Annotated in this window: 19 protein-coding genes, 1 other RNA gene and 1 pseudogene; 7 read left to right on the top strand and 14 right to left on the bottom strand. The window is 53.4% G+C overall.

Going from position 1 to position 17,968, the window contains the following annotated elements; all coding sequences use genetic code 11:
• Window positions 1–2: 2 nt before the first annotated feature.
• The 7 genes from ACESQ2_RS14325 to ffh form a co-directional block, all read right to left on the bottom strand.
• Window positions 3–1,370 (bottom strand): PepSY domain-containing protein, encoded by a 1,368-nt coding sequence (locus tag ACESQ2_RS14325; RefSeq protein ID WP_049070039.1) that lies wholly within the window; start codon window positions 1,368–1,370, stop codon window positions 3–5.
• A 53-nt stretch (window positions 1,371–1,423) separates the two neighbouring features.
• Window positions 1,424–1,861 (bottom strand): DUF2946 domain-containing protein, encoded by a 438-nt coding sequence (locus ACESQ2_RS14320; protein ID WP_368763159.1) that lies wholly within the window; start codon window positions 1,859–1,861, stop codon window positions 1,424–1,426.
• Between the two features lie 120 nt (window positions 1,862–1,981).
• A complete protein-coding gene (gene rplS, locus ACESQ2_RS14315; protein WP_004104634.1) occupies window positions 1,982–2,329 on the bottom strand; it encodes a 50S ribosomal protein L19 in 348 nt (115 codons plus the stop codon).
• A gap of 39 nt (window positions 2,330–2,368) precedes the next feature.
• A complete protein-coding gene (gene trmD / locus ACESQ2_RS14310) occupies window positions 2,369–3,136 on the bottom strand; it encodes a tRNA (guanosine(37)-N1)-methyltransferase TrmD (RefSeq protein ID WP_004104636.1) in 768 nt (255 codons plus the stop codon).
• A gap of 45 nt (window positions 3,137–3,181) precedes the next feature.
• A complete protein-coding gene (gene rimM / locus ACESQ2_RS14305; RefSeq protein ID WP_014226441.1) occupies window positions 3,182–3,730 on the bottom strand; it encodes a ribosome maturation factor RimM in 549 nt (182 codons plus the stop codon).
• Window positions 3,731–3,748: 18 nt separating this feature from the next.
• Window positions 3,749–3,997, bottom strand: a complete 249-nt coding sequence (gene rpsP / locus ACESQ2_RS14300; RefSeq protein ID WP_004123777.1) for a 30S ribosomal protein S16 — start codon at window positions 3,995–3,997, stop codon at window positions 3,749–3,751.
• Window positions 3,998–4,233: 236 nt separating this feature from the next.
• Window positions 4,234–5,601, bottom strand: coding sequence for a signal recognition particle protein (gene ffh / locus ACESQ2_RS14295; RefSeq protein WP_004123779.1), 1,368 nt, complete (start codon window positions 5,599–5,601; stop codon window positions 4,234–4,236).
• Between the two features lie 164 nt (window positions 5,602–5,765).
• On the opposite strand from ffh, the gene ACESQ2_RS14290 reads away from it, so the two are divergent.
• A complete protein-coding gene (locus tag ACESQ2_RS14290) occupies window positions 5,766–6,557 on the top strand; it encodes an inner membrane protein YpjD (RefSeq protein ID WP_004853326.1) in 792 nt (263 codons plus the stop codon).
• 18 nt (window positions 6,558–6,575) lie between these two features.
• Entirely contained in the window at window positions 6,576–7,865 is a 1,290-nt protein-coding gene (locus ACESQ2_RS14285; RefSeq protein ID WP_014839241.1) for an HlyC/CorC family transporter, read from the top strand.
• A 64-nt stretch (window positions 7,866–7,929) separates the two neighbouring features.
• Here the strand turns inward: ACESQ2_RS14285 and grpE are convergent, their stop codons facing one another.
• Complete coding sequence (grpE, locus tag ACESQ2_RS14280; protein ID WP_004853330.1) at window positions 7,930–8,520, bottom strand: nucleotide exchange factor GrpE; 591 nt, start codon at window positions 8,518–8,520, stop codon at window positions 7,930–7,932.
• 125 nt (window positions 8,521–8,645) lie between these two features.
• On the opposite strand from grpE, the gene nadK reads away from it, so the two are divergent.
• The 3 genes from nadK to bamE all read left to right on the top strand — a co-directional run bounded on the left by nadK (window position 8,646) and on the right by bamE (window position 11,761).
• Entirely contained in the window at window positions 8,646–9,524 is an 879-nt protein-coding gene (nadK, locus tag ACESQ2_RS14275; RefSeq protein ID WP_004123797.1) for an NAD(+) kinase, read from the top strand.
• An 86-nt stretch (window positions 9,525–9,610) separates the two neighbouring features.
• Complete coding sequence (gene recN / locus ACESQ2_RS14270) at window positions 9,611–11,272, top strand: DNA repair protein RecN (protein ID WP_348852109.1); 1,662 nt, start codon at window positions 9,611–9,613, stop codon at window positions 11,270–11,272.
• Between the two features lie 147 nt (window positions 11,273–11,419).
• The gene (gene bamE / locus ACESQ2_RS14265; RefSeq protein WP_004123807.1) at window positions 11,420–11,761 is read left to right on the top strand and encodes an outer membrane protein assembly factor BamE; all 342 of its coding nucleotides are present in this window, start codon (window positions 11,420–11,422) and stop codon (window positions 11,759–11,761) included.
• Window positions 11,762–11,827: 66 nt separating this feature from the next.
• Here the strand turns inward: bamE and ACESQ2_RS14260 are convergent, their stop codons facing one another.
• On the bottom strand, window positions 11,828–12,118 hold the full coding sequence (locus tag ACESQ2_RS14260; protein ID WP_025107350.1) for an RnfH family protein: 291 nt from the start codon (window positions 12,116–12,118) through the stop codon (window positions 11,828–11,830).
• The gene (locus tag ACESQ2_RS14255) at window positions 12,108–12,545 is read right to left on the bottom strand and encodes a type II toxin-antitoxin system RatA family toxin (protein WP_004123817.1); all 438 of its coding nucleotides are present in this window, start codon (window positions 12,543–12,545) and stop codon (window positions 12,108–12,110) included. Before ACESQ2_RS14255 ends, ACESQ2_RS14260 begins: the two co-directional genes overlap by 11 nt.
• Window positions 12,546–12,694: 149 nt before the next feature.
• Between ACESQ2_RS14255 and smpB the strand changes: the two genes are divergently transcribed.
• Window positions 12,695–13,177 carry an SsrA-binding protein SmpB gene (smpB, locus tag ACESQ2_RS14250; protein ID WP_004104655.1) on the top strand — a complete coding sequence of 161 codons (483 nt, stop codon included), beginning with the start codon at window positions 12,695–12,697 and terminating at the stop codon, window positions 13,175–13,177.
• 144 nt (window positions 13,178–13,321) lie between these two features.
• Window positions 13,322–13,685, top strand: a transfer-messenger RNA (tmRNA) gene (ssrA, locus tag ACESQ2_RS14245).
• 306 nt (window positions 13,686–13,991) lie between these two features.
• On the opposite strand, the gene ACESQ2_RS14240 is transcribed toward ssrA, so the two are convergent.
• From ACESQ2_RS14240 to ACESQ2_RS14225, 4 genes and pseudogenes are all read right to left on the bottom strand, one after another.
• Window positions 13,992–14,471, bottom strand: coding sequence for a hypothetical protein (locus ACESQ2_RS14240; RefSeq protein WP_025107320.1), 480 nt, complete (start codon window positions 14,469–14,471; stop codon window positions 13,992–13,994).
• A 102-nt stretch (window positions 14,472–14,573) separates the two neighbouring features.
• Window positions 14,574–16,148, bottom strand: a complete 1,575-nt coding sequence (gene tssA / locus ACESQ2_RS14235; RefSeq protein ID WP_224260699.1) for a type VI secretion system protein TssA — start codon at window positions 16,146–16,148, stop codon at window positions 14,574–14,576.
• 117 nt (window positions 16,149–16,265) lie between these two features.
• Window positions 16,266–16,352 (bottom strand): annotated as a pseudogene (locus tag ACESQ2_RS14230) (type VI secretion system contractile sheath small subunit); the annotation flags it as partial.
• A gap of 830 nt (window positions 16,353–17,182) precedes the next feature.
• Window positions 17,183–17,968, bottom strand: a 786-nt coding sequence (locus ACESQ2_RS14225) for an FKBP-type peptidyl-prolyl cis-trans isomerase N-terminal domain-containing protein (protein ID WP_373170730.1), incomplete at its 5' end; no start/stop codon positions are given.

The raw sequence follows: 17,968 nt of genomic DNA, 5'->3' as shown, positions 1-17,968 counted from the left end.
TATTAGACTGATTTAGCCGCTATCACCGCCGTTGCTGAGCGCCAGCGCAGATAATCAACGGCGAGACATAGCGCGAGGCTGCTTCCTATGAGCGGCAGCGCCAGGCCCAACAACACCGCAATAACGGCAGTCAGCAAACGAGCAGGCCACGCTAAGCCAAACCACGCCTGTATCAACGTATTGGCCGGGTTAAACGCCGCGCGCGCCGGGCGACGGATCCACCACAGCCGGTACCCCACCGCTATCATCACGCAGAGTGCGGTTCCGAACGCGATAAGCAGTAGCTGGTTAGCAAGACCGAACAAAATTCCCATATGGAAATCAACGCCCCAGCGGGTCAGCTTAGCCATGAGCGGAAAGTCGGAAAAATGAGTGCGGTCCACGATTTGCATCGTTGCACCATCGATCGCGACAGCATCAACCCGGGTTGGCCAGCTTCTGTCGATTTCATTTACCGTCCACGCGCGCCCGGCACCCGACGGCGGTCGAATCTCCAGCTTGCCGGCATTCAGCCCCGCCGCGCGGGCAGCCAGCAGAACCGGGTCAAAATCCTCTACGCGTAACTGCGCCGTCATCTCCCCCATCGCTCCATGTCCCACATGATGTTCGGCATGCGGATCGTGAGCGGCCGGAGCGGCACTTTCCAGCTGGGTATTCACCTGCGGCGTCAGCCAGCCAAAGGCGGCACGCATCCTATCGACGTGACTACCGGCCCATTGCGACCAGGTTAAACCGGTCGCAGAGAATAACAACATACCGACCAGCAGCACCCAGCCGAGAGAAACGTGCAGGCGACGGTTATTCTGCACGCTGTTATTTATACGACGACGCGGCCGGGTCATCGACCACAGCGCGATCCCGCCCAGAGCGGCAACCCACATCCAGGAGGCTGCCAGCTCGCTGTACAGTCGGCCGAAGTTACCCAGCAGCAAAGAGCGATGGGCATAATCAATCCACTGACGCAGGGGCAAAATACCGCTGGTGCCATAAACCGGCATATCGCCTGTCACCCGTAGCGTCACCGGATCGACAAAAATTGCCCGCGTTTCCGACTCGCCAAGGGTCGGGTCAATAAACATCACTCGGGTCGTATCGCCAGCCACTATCCCCGGTCGAACCGCATGCAGGCGGAGGTTTCCCTGAATGGCCTCCGTCGCTACGGTAATTTGCGCGCTTAGCGGCTGTTTTTCCCCAGTCAACGTACCGTACAGAGCATCACGATAGAGCCAGTTTTCCAGCTGAGGGGTGGCGACATATAGCGTACCGGTCAGGGCCGCCACAAAAATAAACGGCCCGATAAACAATCCGATATAGAAATGAAGACGACGCAGCAGGTTCAGCCATGCCGCGCGCGAGGTGCAGGTAGTCATACTTTTCCTTTTTTAAAGCAAAAGAGAACGTTGCGCAGTGCGCACATTATTTTTTATGTAAGGAAGAAAGCAGACGGACGCGGTGGCGCGCGGGTGTGGGGATAAAGCCAGGTAAAGTCATGCCAGCGTTTCCTCTCCGGGGGGGAAACCGGGGCTCGCTGGCGTCGAAGCATCAGGCTGAGCAGCAGCACCAGCGCGAAAATCAGGCCCGGAACATGAGCTAACAGTACGCAGTAGCCACAGGCTTCAGCATGATCGAGCGGCACCCTGTGCGCGTGTTCCGGCATCGAGGCATCGGTATGCGTCATGGACATCTGATGTGATGGCATACCTTCCGGCATCCCCATCATTGCGTGATGCATGCCATTCATCGGATCTTTTTGCAGGGCGATGGAGATCAACGGCGCCACCACGATCAGCAGGATCGCAAACAGCGCCAGCCATACGGCCCGCCGTTGTAATGCTGAGTGATGAAAAATATTGCTGACCACCGTCCCTCCCCATGAGGGGCGTATTGTAAATGATTCGCAATGGAATGGTTAAAATAAAGATAAAAAAAGGGCCGGCCCATCAGGCCAGCCCTCTCATTCAGGATGTCGCGAAAGCGAATCTTAGTTAAGACGCTCTTTGATACGAGCAGACTTACCGGTACGCTCACGCAGGTAGTACAGTTTAGCTTTACGCACAGCACCACGACGTTTGACAGAAATGCTGTCAACTACCGGAGAGTGAGTCTGGAAGACACGCTCAACGCCTTCGCCGTTGGAAATTTTGCGAACAGTGAATGCAGAGTGCAGACCGCGGTTACGAATAGCGATAACCACGCCCTCGAATGCCTGCAGACGTTTTTTGGAACCTTCAACAACCCATACTTTCACTTCCACGGTATCACCCGGACGGAAGGAAGGTACGTCCTGCTTCATCTGTTCTTGTTCAAGTTGCTTAATAATGTTGCTCATAATTTAATCTCTTATCCTGGGTAAACTGATATTGGGGGCTTACGCCATCCCATCATGTTTATGTTGCTGTTGCGCGAGTTCCTTTTTGAACTCTGCCAGCAACCTTGCTTGCTCTTCAGTCAGAGCCAGGTTTTCCAAAAGTTCAGGTCTTCTAAGCCAGGTACGGCCCAGCGACTGCTTCAGACGCCAGCGACGTATCTCAGCATGGTTTCCCGACAGCAATACCGGCGGTACTTCCATACCTTCTAACACTTCAGGACGCGTATAGTGCGGGCAATCCAGCAATCCTTCAGCAAACGAATCTTCGATTGCTGAAGCTTCATGACCCAGCACCCCCGGAATAAACCGGGAAACGGAGTCAATCAGCGTCATTGCCGGTAGCTCACCACCGCTGAGAACGTAATCGCCAATTGACCATTCTTCATCAATCTCGGTCTGAATTACGCGCTCATCTACGCCTTCATAGCGACCGCACACCAAAATCAGCTTCTGATTTGTTGCCAGTTCGCTGACGCCCGCTTGATCAAGCTTGCGTCCCTGAGGTGAAAGATAAATCACCTTTGCGCCTTCACCTGCCGCGGCTTTTGCTGCATGAATGGCATCCCGTAAAGGTTGCACCATCATTAACATCCCCGGTCCGCCGCCGTAAGGACGATCGTCCACGGTACGGTGCCGGTCATGAGCGAAATCGCGAGGACTCCAGCTCTGGATGCTCAGCAGGCCATTTTTTACTGCCCGGCCAGTTACCCCGTAATCGGTAATTGCGCGGAACATTTCAGGAAACAGGCTAACGATACCTATAAACACAAGCCAATCCCCATAGTGCCGTTTTTTACCGTTTATTCGGAGAATTTAAAAACCAGGATCCCAGTCTACTTCGATGGTACGAGTAGCGAGATCGACTTTCTTGATAACCTGCCCATCGAGGAACGGAACCAGCCGCTCCTTGATACCAAATGCATCTTTCAGGTTTGCCTTGATGACGAGAACGTCATTAGACCCGGTTTCCATCATGTCGATGACTTTGCCGAGGCTATAGCCTTCCGTGGTCACTACCTGGCAGCCCATCAGGTCTTTCCAGTAGTAGTCACCCTCTTCAAGCGCAGGCAGCTGCGATGAATCCACGACAATTTCGCAATTAGTCAACAGATTCGCTGCATCGCGATCGTCAATGCCTTTCAGCTTAATGACGATATCCTGATTGTGGTGGCGCCAGCTTTCCAGCTCAACAACCTGCCACTGACCCGCCTTCTGGATAAACCAGGGCTGATAGTCAAAAATGCTTTCGGCGTCTTCGGTGGAGGAAAACACTCTGAGCCAACCACGGATACCGTAGGAAGAACCCATCTTGCCCAATACAATCGGTTCAACAGGTGCTTGTGCGGTGTGTTGCTTGCTCATCATGACCACCGTGACAGATTAAGCTGCTTTGTTAGCGGCTTTGATCAGCGCAGCTACGCGATCGGAAACAGTAGCGCCCAGGCCAACCCAGTGAGCGATACGATCCAGATCCAGACGAGTTCCTTCTTCGGTCGCAGAAGCGATCGGGTTGAAGAAACCAACGCGCTCGATGAAGCGACCGTTGCGTGCATTACGGCTGTCGGTAACAACAACCTGGTAGAACGGACGCTTTTTCGCGCCGTGACGTGCTAAACGAATAGTAACCATAACATCCTCTTGTGTGAATAAAACACCGGGCCCCATCGAGGAACGGAGCCCGGTGTCATATTAAAAGCCCGAAAATTTTACTGATTTCTGGGGAAATTGCAATCAGCAGTTATAAACTCTGCTGTGGAAGGGCGACTCCGGCACCCTTAAATTGGGTACCGGAGTATAAGTCATAGCCAGAATGCGCCAACCATGTGTCAGAAAAGAAGCGCGCCCCGGCAGAAATGGCGACCAGCCTATCGGCCTCCGGGGAACCCTGGCGGCATCATTCCTTTCATTCCGCGCATCATCTTCATCATGCCGCCTTTCGACTTCATCTTCTTCATCATGCGCTGCATATCGTCAAACTGCTTGAGCAGACGGTTCACATCCTGCACCTGCATTCCGCAGCCTGCGGCGATGCGGCGCTTGCGCGAACCTTTAATAATTTCCGGTTTAGCGCGCTCTTTCAGCGTCATCGAGTTGATGATGGCTTCCATACGCACCAGAACTTTATCATCCATCTGCGATTTAACGTTGTCCGGTATCTGCCCCATGCCCGGCAGCTTGCCCATCAGGCTGGCCATACCGCCCATGTTTTTCATCTGCCGCAGCTGTTCAAGGAAATCGGTCAGGTCAAAACCGTCGCCTTTTTTCAGCTTAGAGGCCAGCTTTTCAGCCTGCGCGCGGTCGACCTTACTTTCGATATCTTCGATCAACGACAGGACGTCGCCCATGCCGAGAATACGGGAAGCGATACGATCCGGATGGAACGGCTCCAGCGCTTCGGTTTTCTCGCCAACGCCGAGGAACTTAATCGGCTTGCCGGTGATATGACGAATCGACAGCGCCGCACCGCCGCGGGCGTCGCCGTCCACTTTGGTCAGCACAACCCCGGTCAGCGGCAGAGCTTCGTTAAAGGCTTTCGCCGTGTTCGCCGCATCCTGGCCGGTCATCGCATCGACAACAAACAGGGTTTCTACTGGATTGAGAGACGCATGGACCTGCTTAATCTCATCCATCATCGCTTCATCAACGTGCAGACGACCGGCGGTATCCACCAGCAGCACGTCGTAGAATTTGAGCTTCGCTTCTTTCAGCGCGGCATTAACGATATCAACCGGCTTCTGACCCACGTCAGACGGGAAGAAATCAACGCTAACCTGCTCGGCCAGCGTTTCCAGCTGTTTGATCGCCGCAGGGCGATAGACGTCAGCGGAAACGACAAGGACTTTCTTCTTGTGCTTTTCACGCAGGAATTTACCCAGCTTAGCGACGCTGGTGGTTTTACCCGCCCCCTGCAAACCGGCCATCAGCACCACGGCTGGCGGCTGCGCCGCTAAATCCAGCGCCTGGTTCTCTTCGCCCATCGCGGCAACCAGTTCGTTGCGCACGATTTTGACGAACTCCTGGCCCGGGGTCAGGCTTTTGTTGACTTCATGACCTACCGCGCTTTCTTTTACGCGGTTGATGAAATCACGTACCACAGGCAGAGCAACGTCCGCCTCCAGCAGCGCCATACGCACTTCGCGCAGGGTATCTTTAATATTGTCTTCAGTAAGGCGTCCGCGGCCGCTAATGTTGCGCAGCGTACGCGACAAACGATCGGTTAAATTATCAAACATTGTCTCTCGCCTGAGGTGGAAACGGTCGGTCGCCGCAGCGACACAAAAACGGAATGGGCGCAGTATAACACGACATAAACGCGAATGTGCTGCAACGGTTGGAGCCAGAGTCGCGTGACGCTATACTGCTTCTCTTTACTATTTAGTCAACAGTCGACACCCCTATGCCTGTTTTTGCTCTACTCGCCCTTGTCGCCTACTCCATCAGCCTCGCGCTGATCGTCCCTGGCCTGCTGCAAAAAAACAGCAGCTGGCGGCGGATGGCGATTCTTTCCGCAACTATTGCGTTGATTTGTCACGCCTTCGCGCTGGAGTCACGCATTTTTCCCGGCGGCGAAAGCGGGCAAAATCTCAGTCTATTAAACGTGGGATCGCTGGTTAGCCTGATGATCTGTACGGTGATGACCATCGTCGCCTCGCGTAATCGCGGCTGGCTATTGCTACCCATTGTCTACACCTTCGCCTTAATCAACCTCGCGTTCGCTACCTTTATGCCGAACGAGTACATCACGCATCTGGAAACCACGCCGGGGATGCTGGTCCATATCGGCCTGTCGCTCTTCTCTTATGCTACGCTGATTATCGCTGCGCTTTACGCGCTGCAGCTGGCGTGGATTGACTATCAGCTGAAGAATAAAAAGTTGACCTTCAGTAGCGAAATGCCGCCGCTGATGAGCATTGAACGTAAAATGTTTCATATCACCCAGATAGGCGTGGTTCTGTTAACCCTGACGCTGTGTACCGGGCTGTTTTACATGCACAACCTGTTTAGTGCGGAAAACATTGATAAAGCAGTGCTGTCTATCGTTGCGTGGTTCGTTTATATCGTCCTGCTTTGGGGCCACTATCATGAAGGGTGGCGCGGACGCCGGGTCGTCTGGTTTAACGTGACTGGCGCGGGGCTGCTGACGCTGGCCTACTTTGGTAGCCGCGTATTGCAACAGTTCATGAGCTAAGTCTTTAAGGAATCCCAAGTGGAACATATCTCCACCACCACGCTGATCGTGACGCTGATCGTCATGGTGGTCATCTCCGCCTATTTCTCCGGTTCTGAAACCGGCATGATGACGCTGAACCGCTATCGCCTGCGTCATATGGCCAAGCAGGGCAATCGTCAGGCAAAACGTGTCGAAAAGCTGCTGCGCAAACCTGACCGTCTCATTAGTCTGGTCCTTATTGGCAATAACCTCGTCAACATTCTTGCCTCGGCGCTGGGCACCATTGTCGGTATGCGCCTGTACGGGGATGCCGGCGTCGCCATTGCCACCGGCGTCCTGACGTTTGTGGTGCTGGTGTTTGCCGAAGTGCTGCCAAAAACCATTGCCGCGCTCTACCCGGAAAAGGTCGCCTATCCCAGCAGCCTGCTGCTTGCGCCGCTGCAAATCCTGATGATGCCGCTGGTGTGGTTGCTCAACACCATTACTCGCATTCTGATGCGCATGATGGGTATAAAAACCGATATCGTCGTGAGCGGGGCCTTAAGCAAGGATGAACTGCGCACTATCGTTAATGAATCACGCTCGCAAATCTCCCGCCGCAATCAGGACATGCTGCTCTCCGTTCTGGACCTCGAGAAAGTCAGCGTTGACGACATCATGGTCCCGCGCAACGATATTGTCGGTATCAATATTAACGATGACTGGAAATCCATTGTCCGCCAGCTGACCCACTCTCCGCACGGACGCATTGTGCTGTACCGCGACACGCTGGACGATGCCATCAGCATGCTGCGGGTTCGCGAAGCTTATCGCCTGATGACGGAGAAAAAAGAGTTCACGAAAGAAGTCATGCTGCGCGCCGCCGATGAAATTTACTTCGTGCCGGAAGGTACGCCGCTCAGTACGCAACTGGTGAAATTCCAGCGCAATAAGAAGAAAGTGGGCCTGGTTGTTGATGAATATGGAGACATTCAGGGTCTGGTCACGGTTGAGGATATCCTCGAAGAGATCGTTGGCGATTTTACGACGTCAATGTCGCCTACGCTTGCTGAAGAGGTGACGCCGCTTAACGATGGTTCAGTGATTATCGACGGTACCGCCAACGTACGTGAAATCAACAAGGCTTTTAACTGGCATCTGCCGGAAGATGAAGCGCGAACCATTAACGGTATTATCCTGGAAGCACTTGAAGAGATCCCCGCCCCGGGCACCCGCGTACGCATCGAACAGTATGACATTGATATTCTTGATGTTCAGGAGAATATGATTAAAAGGGTGAAAGTGATGCCGGTAAAACCCATTCGCGAAAGCGTGGCCGAGTCATAGCAACCCTGGGACCTGGCTGAGGGGAATAGAAAAACGGCTACCTCGCGGTAGCCGTTTCGCTTATTTACTTCGCTTTCGCCACGGTGACCATCGCCGCGCGAATAGTACGGCCGTTCAGGGTATAACCCTTTTGCATCACGCCCAGAACGTTACCTGCCGCAACGTCTTCAGACTCAACCATCGCAATGGCCTGATGTACGTTCGGATCCAGCGGCACGTTAGTATCGCCAATCACTTCCACGCCGAACTTGCGCACCACGTCGAGCATGGACTTCAGCGTCAGTTCGATGCCTTCAACCATCGGCGCCATATCCGGGTTAGCTTTATCAGCGACTTCCAGCGCGCGATCCAGGCTGTCGATGACCGGCAGCAGCTCGTTAACGAACTTCTCCAGCGCAAACTTATGCGCTTTTTCGATATCCAGCTCGGTGCGGCGGCGCAGGTTATCTTCATCGGCTTTCGCACGCAGCAATACTTCACGTTCGCGCTTCTGCGCTTCAGCAAGCTGAGCTTCCAGATTCGCAATTTTTTCATCGCGCGGATCCACCTGCTCAGCCGAAACCTCAGGCTCTACCGCCTCAACGTCGTCGTGCTGCTCCGTGATAATTTCTTCCGGGGCTTGCCCCTCAGGCGTTTTCTGTTCTTTACTACTCATGAATTTCTCCGCGTTTTTTTTCGCATTCATCTCGCTAACTTCGCTTATTATGGGGATCAGTTTCCTGGTTTCAAGGGAACGCAGCCAGATTGTCACTATTCATTTAACGCAAGGACATCCAGATCATGAAGAACCACTTCAAGTGTATAGGCATTGTGGGACACCCTCGTCACCCAACCGCGCTGACCACACATGAAATGCTCTGGCGCTGGCTGTCCGGCAAAGGTTATGAAGTGCTGGTTGAGCAGCAAATTGCTCATGAACTGCAGCTCAGCAATGTGAAGACCGGGACGCTGGCGGAAATCGGCCAGCAGGCAGACCTGGCCGTCGTGGTGGGCGGTGATGGCAATATGCTCGGCGCAGCGCGGACGCTGGCCCGCTACGACATTAACGTTATTGGGATTAACCGCGGTAACCTCGGTTTTCTGACCGACCTCGACCCGGATAACGCGCTACAGCAGCTCGCCGATGTCCTCGAAGGCCACTATATCGCCGAAAAACGCTTCCTGCTGGAAGCGCAGGTATGTCAGCAGGATTGCCAGAAGCGCATCAGCACGGCGATTAACGAAGTCGTCCTGCACCCTGGCAAAGTGGCGCATATGATCGAGTTTGAAGTCTACATTGATGAGGTGTTTGCTTTCTCTCAGCGCTCCGATGGCCTGATTATCTCCACGCCAACCGGCTCCACGGCTTATTCCCTCTCCGCCGGCGGGCCGATCCTCACGCCTTCGCTGGATGCTATCACTCTGGTCCCCATGTTCCCGCATACGCTGTCGGCACGCCCGCTGGTGATCAACGGTGACAGCACGATTCGCCTGCGCTTTTCTCAACGCTGTAGCGACCTCGAGATTAGCTGCGATAGCCAGATAGCGCTGCCGATTCAGGATGGTGAAGATGTGCTGATCCGCCGCTGTGACTATCACCTCAATCTCATTCATCCAAAAGATTACAGCTATTTCAATACATTAAGCACCAAGCTTGGCTGGTCGAAAAAATTGTTCTGATTTTATAGCCAGCCCCTTTACTGGATAAAAAACCATATTATACTGTACGAAAACACAGTAATGGTTTTTCATACAGGAAGGCAGCTATGTTGGCACAACTCACTATCAGTCATTTTGCTATCGTTCGTGAGCTGGAAATCGATTTTCACAGCGGGATGACCGCCATTACCGGCGAGACCGGCGCCGGTAAATCGATCGCTATCGACGCGCTGGGGCTGTGCCTCGGTGGTCGGGCGGAAGCCGACATGGTGCGCAGAGGCGCCAGCCGGGCTGATTTGTGCGCCCGTTTCTCCCTGAAGGACACGCCTGCCGCGCAGCGCTGGCTGGAACAGAACCAGCTTGAAAGCGGGCGTGAGTGTTTACTTCGTCGCGTCATCAGCGCAGACGGCCGTTCTCGCGGGTTTATTAACGGTACGGCAGTCCCTTTATCCCAGCTTCGTGAGCTCGGTCAGCTGCTAATCCAGATCCACGGCCAACATGCCCACCAGTTACTGACTAAACCCGAACACCAGAAAACGCTGCTTGATGGCTATACCGGTGAGTATGCGCTTACTCAGCTCATGGCAGAGCGCTATCGTCAGTGGCATAAAAGCTGTCGCGATCTGGCGCAGCATCAGCAGCAAAACCAGGAGCGCGCAGCGCGTGCAGACCTGCTGCAATATCAATTAAAAGAGCTAAATGAGTTCAACCCGCTGGCGGGCGAATTTGAGCAAATTGATGAAGAGTACAAACGCCTTGCTAACAGCGGTCAGCTGCTGACTACCTGCCAGCATGCGCTGACGGTGCTGGCAGACGGCGAAGAATCCAACCTGCAAAGCCAACTCTACGCCGCGAAGCAGCTGGTCAGCGAGCTGGTTGGTATGGACAGTAAGCTCTCCGGGGTACTCGATATGCTCGAAGAAGCGTCTATTCAGCTTAGCGAAGCCACGGACGAACTGCGCCATTATCATGACCGACTCGATCTCGATCCGAACCGCCTGTTTGAGCTGGAACAGCGTATCTCCCGGCAAATTGCCCTCGCGCGGAAGCATCAAATTACGCCCGAAGAGCTTCCTGACCTTTACCAGTCACTGCTGGAAGAACAGCGTATGCTGGATGATAGCGCGGGTTCTCTGGAATCACTCAGCCAGAGGGTTGTGGAGCATCATCAGCTGGCGCTGGATACAGCGAAACAGCTGCATGCCTTACGCCAAAATAGCGCCGATGAGCTGACTCAGCTCATTACGGAGAGTATGCACTCACTTTCGATGCCGCATGGGGTGTTCTCCATTGATGTCGCGTTTGATGAGCGCCATCTTACGGCTGAAGGCGCAGACCATATCGAATTCCGCGTCACCACTAACCCGGGTCAACCGCTGCAGCCGATTGCTAAAGTTGCCTCCGGCGGCGAGCTGTCTCGTATTGCGCTGGCGATTCAGGTCATCACCGCGCGTAAGATGGAAACTCCGGCGCTGATTTTCGATGAAGTGGACGTCGGCATCAGCGGCCCTACGGCGGCGGTCGTCGGTAAGCTGCTGCGTCAATTGGGTGAATCAACCCAGGTGATGTGCGTTACCCACTTACCGCAGGTTGCCGGTTGCGGACATCACCATTTCTTCGTCTGCAAGGAAACCGACGGTGAAATGACCGAGACGCATATGCACCCTCTGGATAAACGCGCTCGTTTGCAGGAACTGGCCCGACTGCTGGGCGGTAGTGAAGTCACTCGTAACACCCTGGCAAACGCGAAAGAGTTGCTCGCCGCGTAAACTTTTTGATTTTCACAGAGTCATAGTGAACAGCAAATTGCCGACAGACCTGCAGCCGAAGGTTCCCAACCGGGCAAAGGTCTATTATCATCGGCATATTACAGATGAGCCACGTACTGCTCGGGCCCAAAAAGGAATCAAATCACTATGCGCTGTAAAATGCTGACTGCTGCCGCAGCGGTTCTTCTTATGTTGACCGCAGGCTGTTCCACTCTGGAACGAGTGGTTTACCGTCCTGACATCAACCAGGGTAACTATCTGGCACCAACCGATGTAGCAAAAATCCGCGTCGGCATGACGCAACAACAGGTTGCCTATGCTCTTGGTACCCCGATGATGTCGGATCCGTTTGGCACCAATACCTGGTTCTACGTTTTCCGTCAGCAGCCTGGGCATGAGAAAGTTACCCAGCAGACGCTTACCCTGACCTTCAACAGCAGCGGTGTGCTGACCAACATTGATAACAAACCTGCCCTGACGGCGGAGTAAAGCTATCAATACGCAAAAAGCGCTCAATGAGCGCTTTTTTTATATCTGCATCTTCGCGCGAAACGGTTACTTTCCGGCGCTTTTCTCTGCCCGCTGGCGACGCAGCTCTTTTGGGTCAGCAATCAGCGGCCGATAGATTTCTACCCGATCGCCATCGTGGACCCGATCGTGAAGCTTAGCCGGGCGGCTATAAATCCCCACTTTGTTCTTCGTCAGATCGATATCATCACGCAGCGCCAGAAGGCCGCTGGCCACGATCGCCTGCTCGACCGTCGCGCCCTCCTCCAGCTTAACGCTTTGCAGATACTGCTTTTCCGGCAATGCGTAGGCCACTTCAACCACGATTTTAGCCGACACTGTAGACCTCTTTAGCGCGGGTCGTGAACGCCTGCACCATATTCATGGCCAGCTCTTTGAAAATGCGACCAAAGGCCATTTCAATCAGCTTATTAGTGAATTCAAAATCGAGATGGAACTCAATTTTGCACGCTTCCGGGCTTAAGGGAATAAACTTCCAGCCGCCAATCAGCTTTTTGAACGGACCATCGACCAGACTCATCAGAATACTTTGGTTACTGGTCAGCGTATTTCGCGTTGTGAAGGTCTTGCTGATACCCGCTTTGGAGACGTCAACCGCCGCGGTCATTTGCGTCGGACCGAGCTCCAGAACCCGGCTACCGGTGCAGCCCGGCAGAAAATCAGGGTAGGACTTCACATCATTTACCAGTTGGTACATCTGTTCCGCACTGAACGGCACCAGGGCGGTACGGCTAATCTGAGGCATAGCAGGTTCCACATATAAACACGGTGTAAATAATATCATTTATCTGCTGCTAAAAAAAACGCTGTACCGCAACTCGTGCTAAGATAGCCCATTACGCCTCGCGGGAAGATTGAGGTACGACTGTTTTAAGACGATGACTTCAGGATACTATGACTAAGAAAAAAGCCCACAAACCTGGATCAGCCACCATTGCGCTGAATAAACGCGCTCGTCATGAATACTTTATCGAAGATGAATACGAGGCTGGTCTTGCCCTGCAGGGATGGGAAGTAAAATCTCTCCGCGCAGGTAAAGCCAACATTGGCGATAGCTATGTCATTTTAAAAGATGGCGAAGCCTATCTGTTTGGCGCCAACTTTACGCCAATGGCCGTTGCTTCCACTCATTACGTTTGCGACCCGACGCGTACCCGTAAGCTTCTGCTCAACCAGCGCGAACTGGATACCCTTTACGGGCGCATCAACCGCGAAGGTTACACCGTGGTTGCTCTTTCGCTGTACTGGAAGAATGCCTGGTGCAAAGTCAAAATCGGCGTAGCAAAAGGTAAAAAACAGCACGACAAACGTACCGATATCAAAGACCGCGAGTGGGCGGTAGATAAAGCCCGAATTATGAAACACGCCGGTCGTTAATTCCCCTTCCTGTCAGGGTCAGTTTTGCTGGCCCTGATGCTATATCGTTGTTGATGCTGATTTTTCACCCAACCTGACGCCATAATCCTCAAAACGAGGACTGGTAAGCACATTCATAAATCTGTTATACTCACCGTACACATTGGGGCTGATTCTGGATTCGACGGGATTTGCGAAACCCAAGGTGCATGCCGAGGGGCGGTTGGCCTCGTAAAAAGCCGCAAAAAAATAGTCGCAAACGACGAAAACTACGCTTTAGCAGCTTAATAACCTGCTCTGAGCCCTCTCTCCCTAGCTTCCGCTCTTAAGACGGGGATCAAAGAGAGGTCAAACCCAAAAGAGATCGCGTGGAAGCCCTGCCTGGGGTTGAAGCGTTAAAACTAATCAGGCTAGTCTGGTAGTGGCGTGTCCGTCCGCAGGTGCCAGGCGAATGTAAAGACAGACTAAGCATGTAGTACCGAGGATGTAGGAATTTCGGACGCGGGTTCAACTCCCGCCAGCTCCACCAAAATTCTCCATCGGTGATTACCAGAGTCATCCGATGAAGTCCTGAAAGCCCGCACGGCGCAAGCCCTGCGGGCTTTTTTGTGTCTGTATCGGTCTGGCGGGAATGACTGAGGACCGCAGCCTTGTGGTGCCTTTTTGGGCTCCAGGAGAAAGAGCCAAAAAACGCGGGTCCTAAAATGGTAAAACTCATTAAGAGGCTCATTGCGGCTGAAAGCACAAGCATGAAGCCTTCAGAGCAGACAGCCCGAATATCTGTAATAGGTCAGGCAACGGTTGCCTGCACAATATGAGAAACCGCCGCGACTATTCAGGCAAGGCAATCAACGGCATGGAAAAAGAGCTCTTCCGTCATGATGACATTCTCTTTTTCGCTCTGATGTTCGCGGCGGATAAACCAGCCCGTTTCCGGCGCCATGCTCAGGTAAAACAGCTGAGTGATTCCGGGGGCATTAACCCGCATTGTCATGCAGCCCGTTTCCACACCTCGACAGAGCTGTTCAGGTACTATGCTGACGTGACGATCGCCGTTCTGTAGCCGGAGTGTGGTGATGTCATAACGGCATATACCGCTGTTCAGGCTATAGCCGATCGTGCTCAGATCATGAATATGCTTTGTTGATAGAATGACCTCAATGCCGGAACCCGCAAACCATTGGCTGATTTGCTGCACCAGCGCATCCATCCGGCGGCGGAATGCCTGAATTTCCGCCTCAGCGGATTTATTGCCGGGCGGTGTGCTATCGGAGTTCTGCTGCACTTTCTTAAAAAAACGTTCTCTGGCCGACACGTTATCGTCCCCGTTAACTTTTAATACGTTGTGAGATATGCGCTGAAGCCGCATTCTCTTTTTTTCATCGCCGCTCCCGCCACCTTATTTTTCGTAAACAGATTAAGCGCACAGCACTGCGGCGCGGGCGGGATCGATGGCAATCAGCTCGGCAAGCAGGCGGTCCATAGCAGACTGCAGGCGGTTTTTGTCGGTTTCACTGCGCCCGGCCTTCATGCGTAGCAGCCTGAGGTGGCGGGCTTTGACTTCGAACAGCAGACCTGTCTCCCATTGTGCCAGCGGGATTCCGGCAGCATCCGCGCCCAGTTCCGCCAGCAGGTGTTGCGCCAGCTCATTTTTGCCGGTCTGCTCGGCGATACGCGCCATCAGCAGGCGCAGCAGCCAGCGGCTGCGCACGCTGGTGATACCCGGGCGGTTCTGCAGCCAGGCCAGCGCCGCCTCCGGGCCGTCGCTGTCGGCAACCGCGAGGGCCTCCGGCTCCAGCAGCAGAATATCGTCATCGCCGGATGCGGTAGCGGCGCTGGCGGCAGTATCATCCCGCCAGCCTGCGGCGTTCTCCAGCACCTGCTGTTGTATCCAGTTCAGCGTGACCTCATCGGCAAACGGCGTGCCGTCGTTAAATGCCAGCCCTTCCAGCCCCGTCAGCCGGGACAGCAGCCCTTTCAGGTCGTTCTGAATAATAGCGGCTTCCGCTTCCCGCCCTGCCTTCAGCAGAGCCTGGTGGATATACCACTGCAGGTCCAGCCACAGATGATTCGCCCCACGAGAAAACATCCCGTCAGCCTGTTCCAGCAGCTCCGTCCAGCTCTGCTGGAGATACAACCGCTTCAGCAATGCCCGCTGGTCCGGCTTCGGCGGTTCAATACGGGTTCTGCCTTCTGCTGATAGCGGCGGCAGTTGATATAGCGTGTCGTGGCGGATGCTTTTCATCAGATGATGAGCGGCCAGCCAGCCCTCCGGCTGGTCACCGAGATATTTCGCCAGGATACGCGCCTGCGTCAGCAGTTCCTGGCCGGAGGTGATAGGGCTCAGCGCCGGCGTATAGTTGTTTGCCTGAGAGGGCGAAACATCGCTGACGTTCTGCGGCACGACGGCATCCGGGCCGCCCGACTTCAACAGACGGGTCTCGAGGACGCCGCACAGCGCATCGGGGACAGTCCCCTCCTGCGCCTGCTCCATCAGCAATAATGCGCCGCTGATACGCAAGGCATCAGTACTGCCGGCCTCGGGGTACAGCGACAGGCTGTCAAGCATCCGCTGTCCGGCGAGCCAGTCAAATGCGGCCCTTCGGCTGCGCTCCCGCAGCGGGTGCAGCTGCTCGCCAAAACCCTGCATCAGCCCGGCCAGCAGTTCCAGTCCGTCCGCCAGACCGCTTTCGCCATCCCGGTGCAGCCGCGCCCACGCGTAATATGAGGCAACGCGAATATCTTTGGTCACGGTGGTGAGCAGTTTTTCGGCCAACCTACAAATCAGATCGCTATCCGCACCGGTGATCTTGTTCACCTCTTCGCGCATCAGCTGGAAATCATCATCGTAGCCGGGATCGTCCCCCGCGGGTTTATCGGCTGACAGCGGCTGCAGCCAGTTGTTCCACAACAGCAGACGTTGTTGCGTTTGTACCGCCAGCGCATCAGCAGCGGCCTGACAGACTGAAATCAGAGTATAAACATTGGCCATCAGTACATCTCCTCTCCGGTCAGCGCGGGGCCGGCTGCCAGCGCCGTTCGGGCCACGGAATCAGCCACCTGCGCGTCCAGCATATTCCCGGTTAATCCATTAAATAACGCACGCCGTTTATTTCGGGGCCAGCGCGCTGATTTCGTCGCGTAATTCCTGCGTCAGCGCCGGGTCTTTCAGGATTTTTTCGAACTCTTTTCTGAAAATGCGTGCCCTGGGCACCTCATTCTGGAACGTATCAGCCATAGCGGTCCCTTCCCGTGAGGAATAATGTGTTAAAGATAACGGCGTGTGATGACCAGGATATAGTAGAGCAAAGCGCCAAAAAATATCAACCTGCCGGCCCCAAAGTCCATTATAAGACTTTCCTCAGACATTTTAAGGCAAATGTAAAAATGAAACGCATCAGACAAACAAAGCTGGCATGTAATAACAACCTTTTGCTTACAATAAAGGCTGAGTGTATACCTGGCAGAGGAATATGAATTAAATTCATATCTGAATAGATGGAGTTGATTGATGCAAATCAATGTGCAGCGGAAATAAAGATCACTCCTGACACTGAAAAAATCGCGAATAGCGAAGTGTGAAATAAATTATTTTTATGGTTTACAGGCTGTAAGTCGCCCGGCTCTGGGCATAAATATGGTTATAATTAATGACTGGCAAGATTAATATAAAATTCACAAATAATATCTGGCAGATATCAAGTTGAGATTCATTGGGAAAGCAACAGAGGTAGAGTCGCAGTTCCGTCTTCATACTCGTTGAGAATGGTAATATGCTGCTTTTCACACCTCGCCCCGTATGACGACGCGGCGCATTACGCCGGAGAGGCCTCAGGCGTCACCGCCTTTGAGTCAAACCCCATGCTGCTGGATTGACTGCTGCCGGAAGCGATCGATTGAAAGCGCGATTGCCCGCCAGGCGATAGTTACAGGCGTGATGTCCGTCCCGGACATCTGACTGCTCCCCTGGTATGCGGGCGATGGCTTTGTGGATACGCAAGTCGGCGGGGAGCCGCTATTGATCGCTCAGGGAATGAGTTCGAAGGTAATGGAGATTAAGGTATCCGGGTTCAGGTCCGCTGGCGTGCTGCTATACAGCGAGCCGGCCTGTCCATATAGCGTGACCGTTCCGCCTTTTAATCCGGATGATAGTACTTTGGCCATTAGCGGATCGATTTGCTTATCGTAAACCATCTTTGAATTCATCGTATTGAGTATCGGCGTACCATCAAGCTTCTTCTCAAGGATATTCATAGACAAAGTCTCATTCGACTTGTACGACTCCTTTCCTTTTTTATCAACCACAAAATAGACACCATTAGGCAAAATCTCATATTTCTTGTTTTTGATTTTAGCCATGATTCTTTTTTCAATATCGACGTACTTAGACGATAGCTGTTCGTTAAGCATGTTAACGATATTTTCTATTTCATTTTCTTTAATTTTAATTTTTTTATTATAAGCGTCGTTAAACCCGGAAACCAACGCTGAAGGCGCCAGCTTGACATTATTGTCGGCCATTTTATTCACATCGGATAGCGCCTGGGTAAGGTAGAAAACGCCGAGCGCATAAGCATTTTTATGACTTTTATCCGCAAGGCTTAAATCACTTTGCTTGATGGCCAGGCTATCGATCGTAGACTGTAATTTTTTATTTTTATCGTTTAAAGCAGCGACTGAAACATCATATTCTTTCTGCGCGGTTGCGGCGGCGGCGTTCAGCTCGGCGTTCTTTTTGGTCAGCGCATCAAGCGCGGTTTTCTGCTGCTCTTCCCTCTCCGCGTGCTGCTTGTTCAGCATGGCGATCTGCGC

Origin of the sequence: Klebsiella sp. Q11, assembly GCF_964241505.1 — a bacterium.
In the GTDB taxonomy this organism is placed as follows: Bacteria; Pseudomonadota; Gammaproteobacteria; order Enterobacterales; family Enterobacteriaceae; genus Klebsiella; species Klebsiella michiganensis.
The sequence above is the reverse complement of the archived record's forward strand: the minus strand, read 5'-3'. Positions and strand labels throughout refer to the sequence as shown.

Excerpts from the sequence above, each read along its gene's own strand:
- ACESQ2_RS14325 (WP_049070039.1), bottom strand. The coding sequence starts at position 1,370 with ATGACTACCTGCACCTCGCGCGCGGCATGGCTGAACCTGCTGCGTCGT.
- rplS (WP_004104634.1), bottom strand. The coding sequence starts at position 2,329 with ATGAGCAACATTATTAAGCAACTTGAACAAGAACAGATGAAGCAGGAC.
- rimM (WP_014226441.1), bottom strand. The coding sequence starts at position 3,730 with ATGAGCAAGCAACACACCGCACAAGCACCTGTTGAACCGATTGTATTG.
- rpsP (WP_004123777.1), bottom strand. The coding sequence starts at position 3,997 with ATGGTTACTATTCGTTTAGCACGTCACGGCGCGAAAAAGCGTCCGTTC.
- ffh (WP_004123779.1), bottom strand. The coding sequence starts at position 5,601 with ATGTTTGATAATTTAACCGATCGTTTGTCGCGTACGCTGCGCAACATT.
- ACESQ2_RS14290 (WP_004853326.1), top strand. The coding sequence starts at position 5,766 with ATGCCTGTTTTTGCTCTACTCGCCCTTGTCGCCTACTCCATCAGCCTC.
- grpE (WP_004853330.1), bottom strand. The coding sequence starts at position 8,520 with ATGAGTAGTAAAGAACAGAAAACGCCTGAGGGGCAAGCCCCGGAAGAA.
- nadK (WP_004123797.1), top strand. The coding sequence starts at position 8,646 with ATGAAGAACCACTTCAAGTGTATAGGCATTGTGGGACACCCTCGTCAC.
- recN (WP_348852109.1), top strand. The coding sequence starts at position 9,611 with ATGTTGGCACAACTCACTATCAGTCATTTTGCTATCGTTCGTGAGCTG.
- bamE (WP_004123807.1), top strand. The coding sequence starts at position 11,420 with ATGCGCTGTAAAATGCTGACTGCTGCCGCAGCGGTTCTTCTTATGTTG.
- ACESQ2_RS14255 (WP_004123817.1), bottom strand. The coding sequence starts at position 12,545 with ATGCCTCAGATTAGCCGTACCGCCCTGGTGCCGTTCAGTGCGGAACAG.
- smpB (WP_004104655.1), top strand. The coding sequence starts at position 12,695 with ATGACTAAGAAAAAAGCCCACAAACCTGGATCAGCCACCATTGCGCTG.
- tssA (WP_224260699.1), bottom strand. The coding sequence starts at position 16,148 with ATGGCCAATGTTTATACTCTGATTTCAGTCTGTCAGGCCGCTGCTGAT.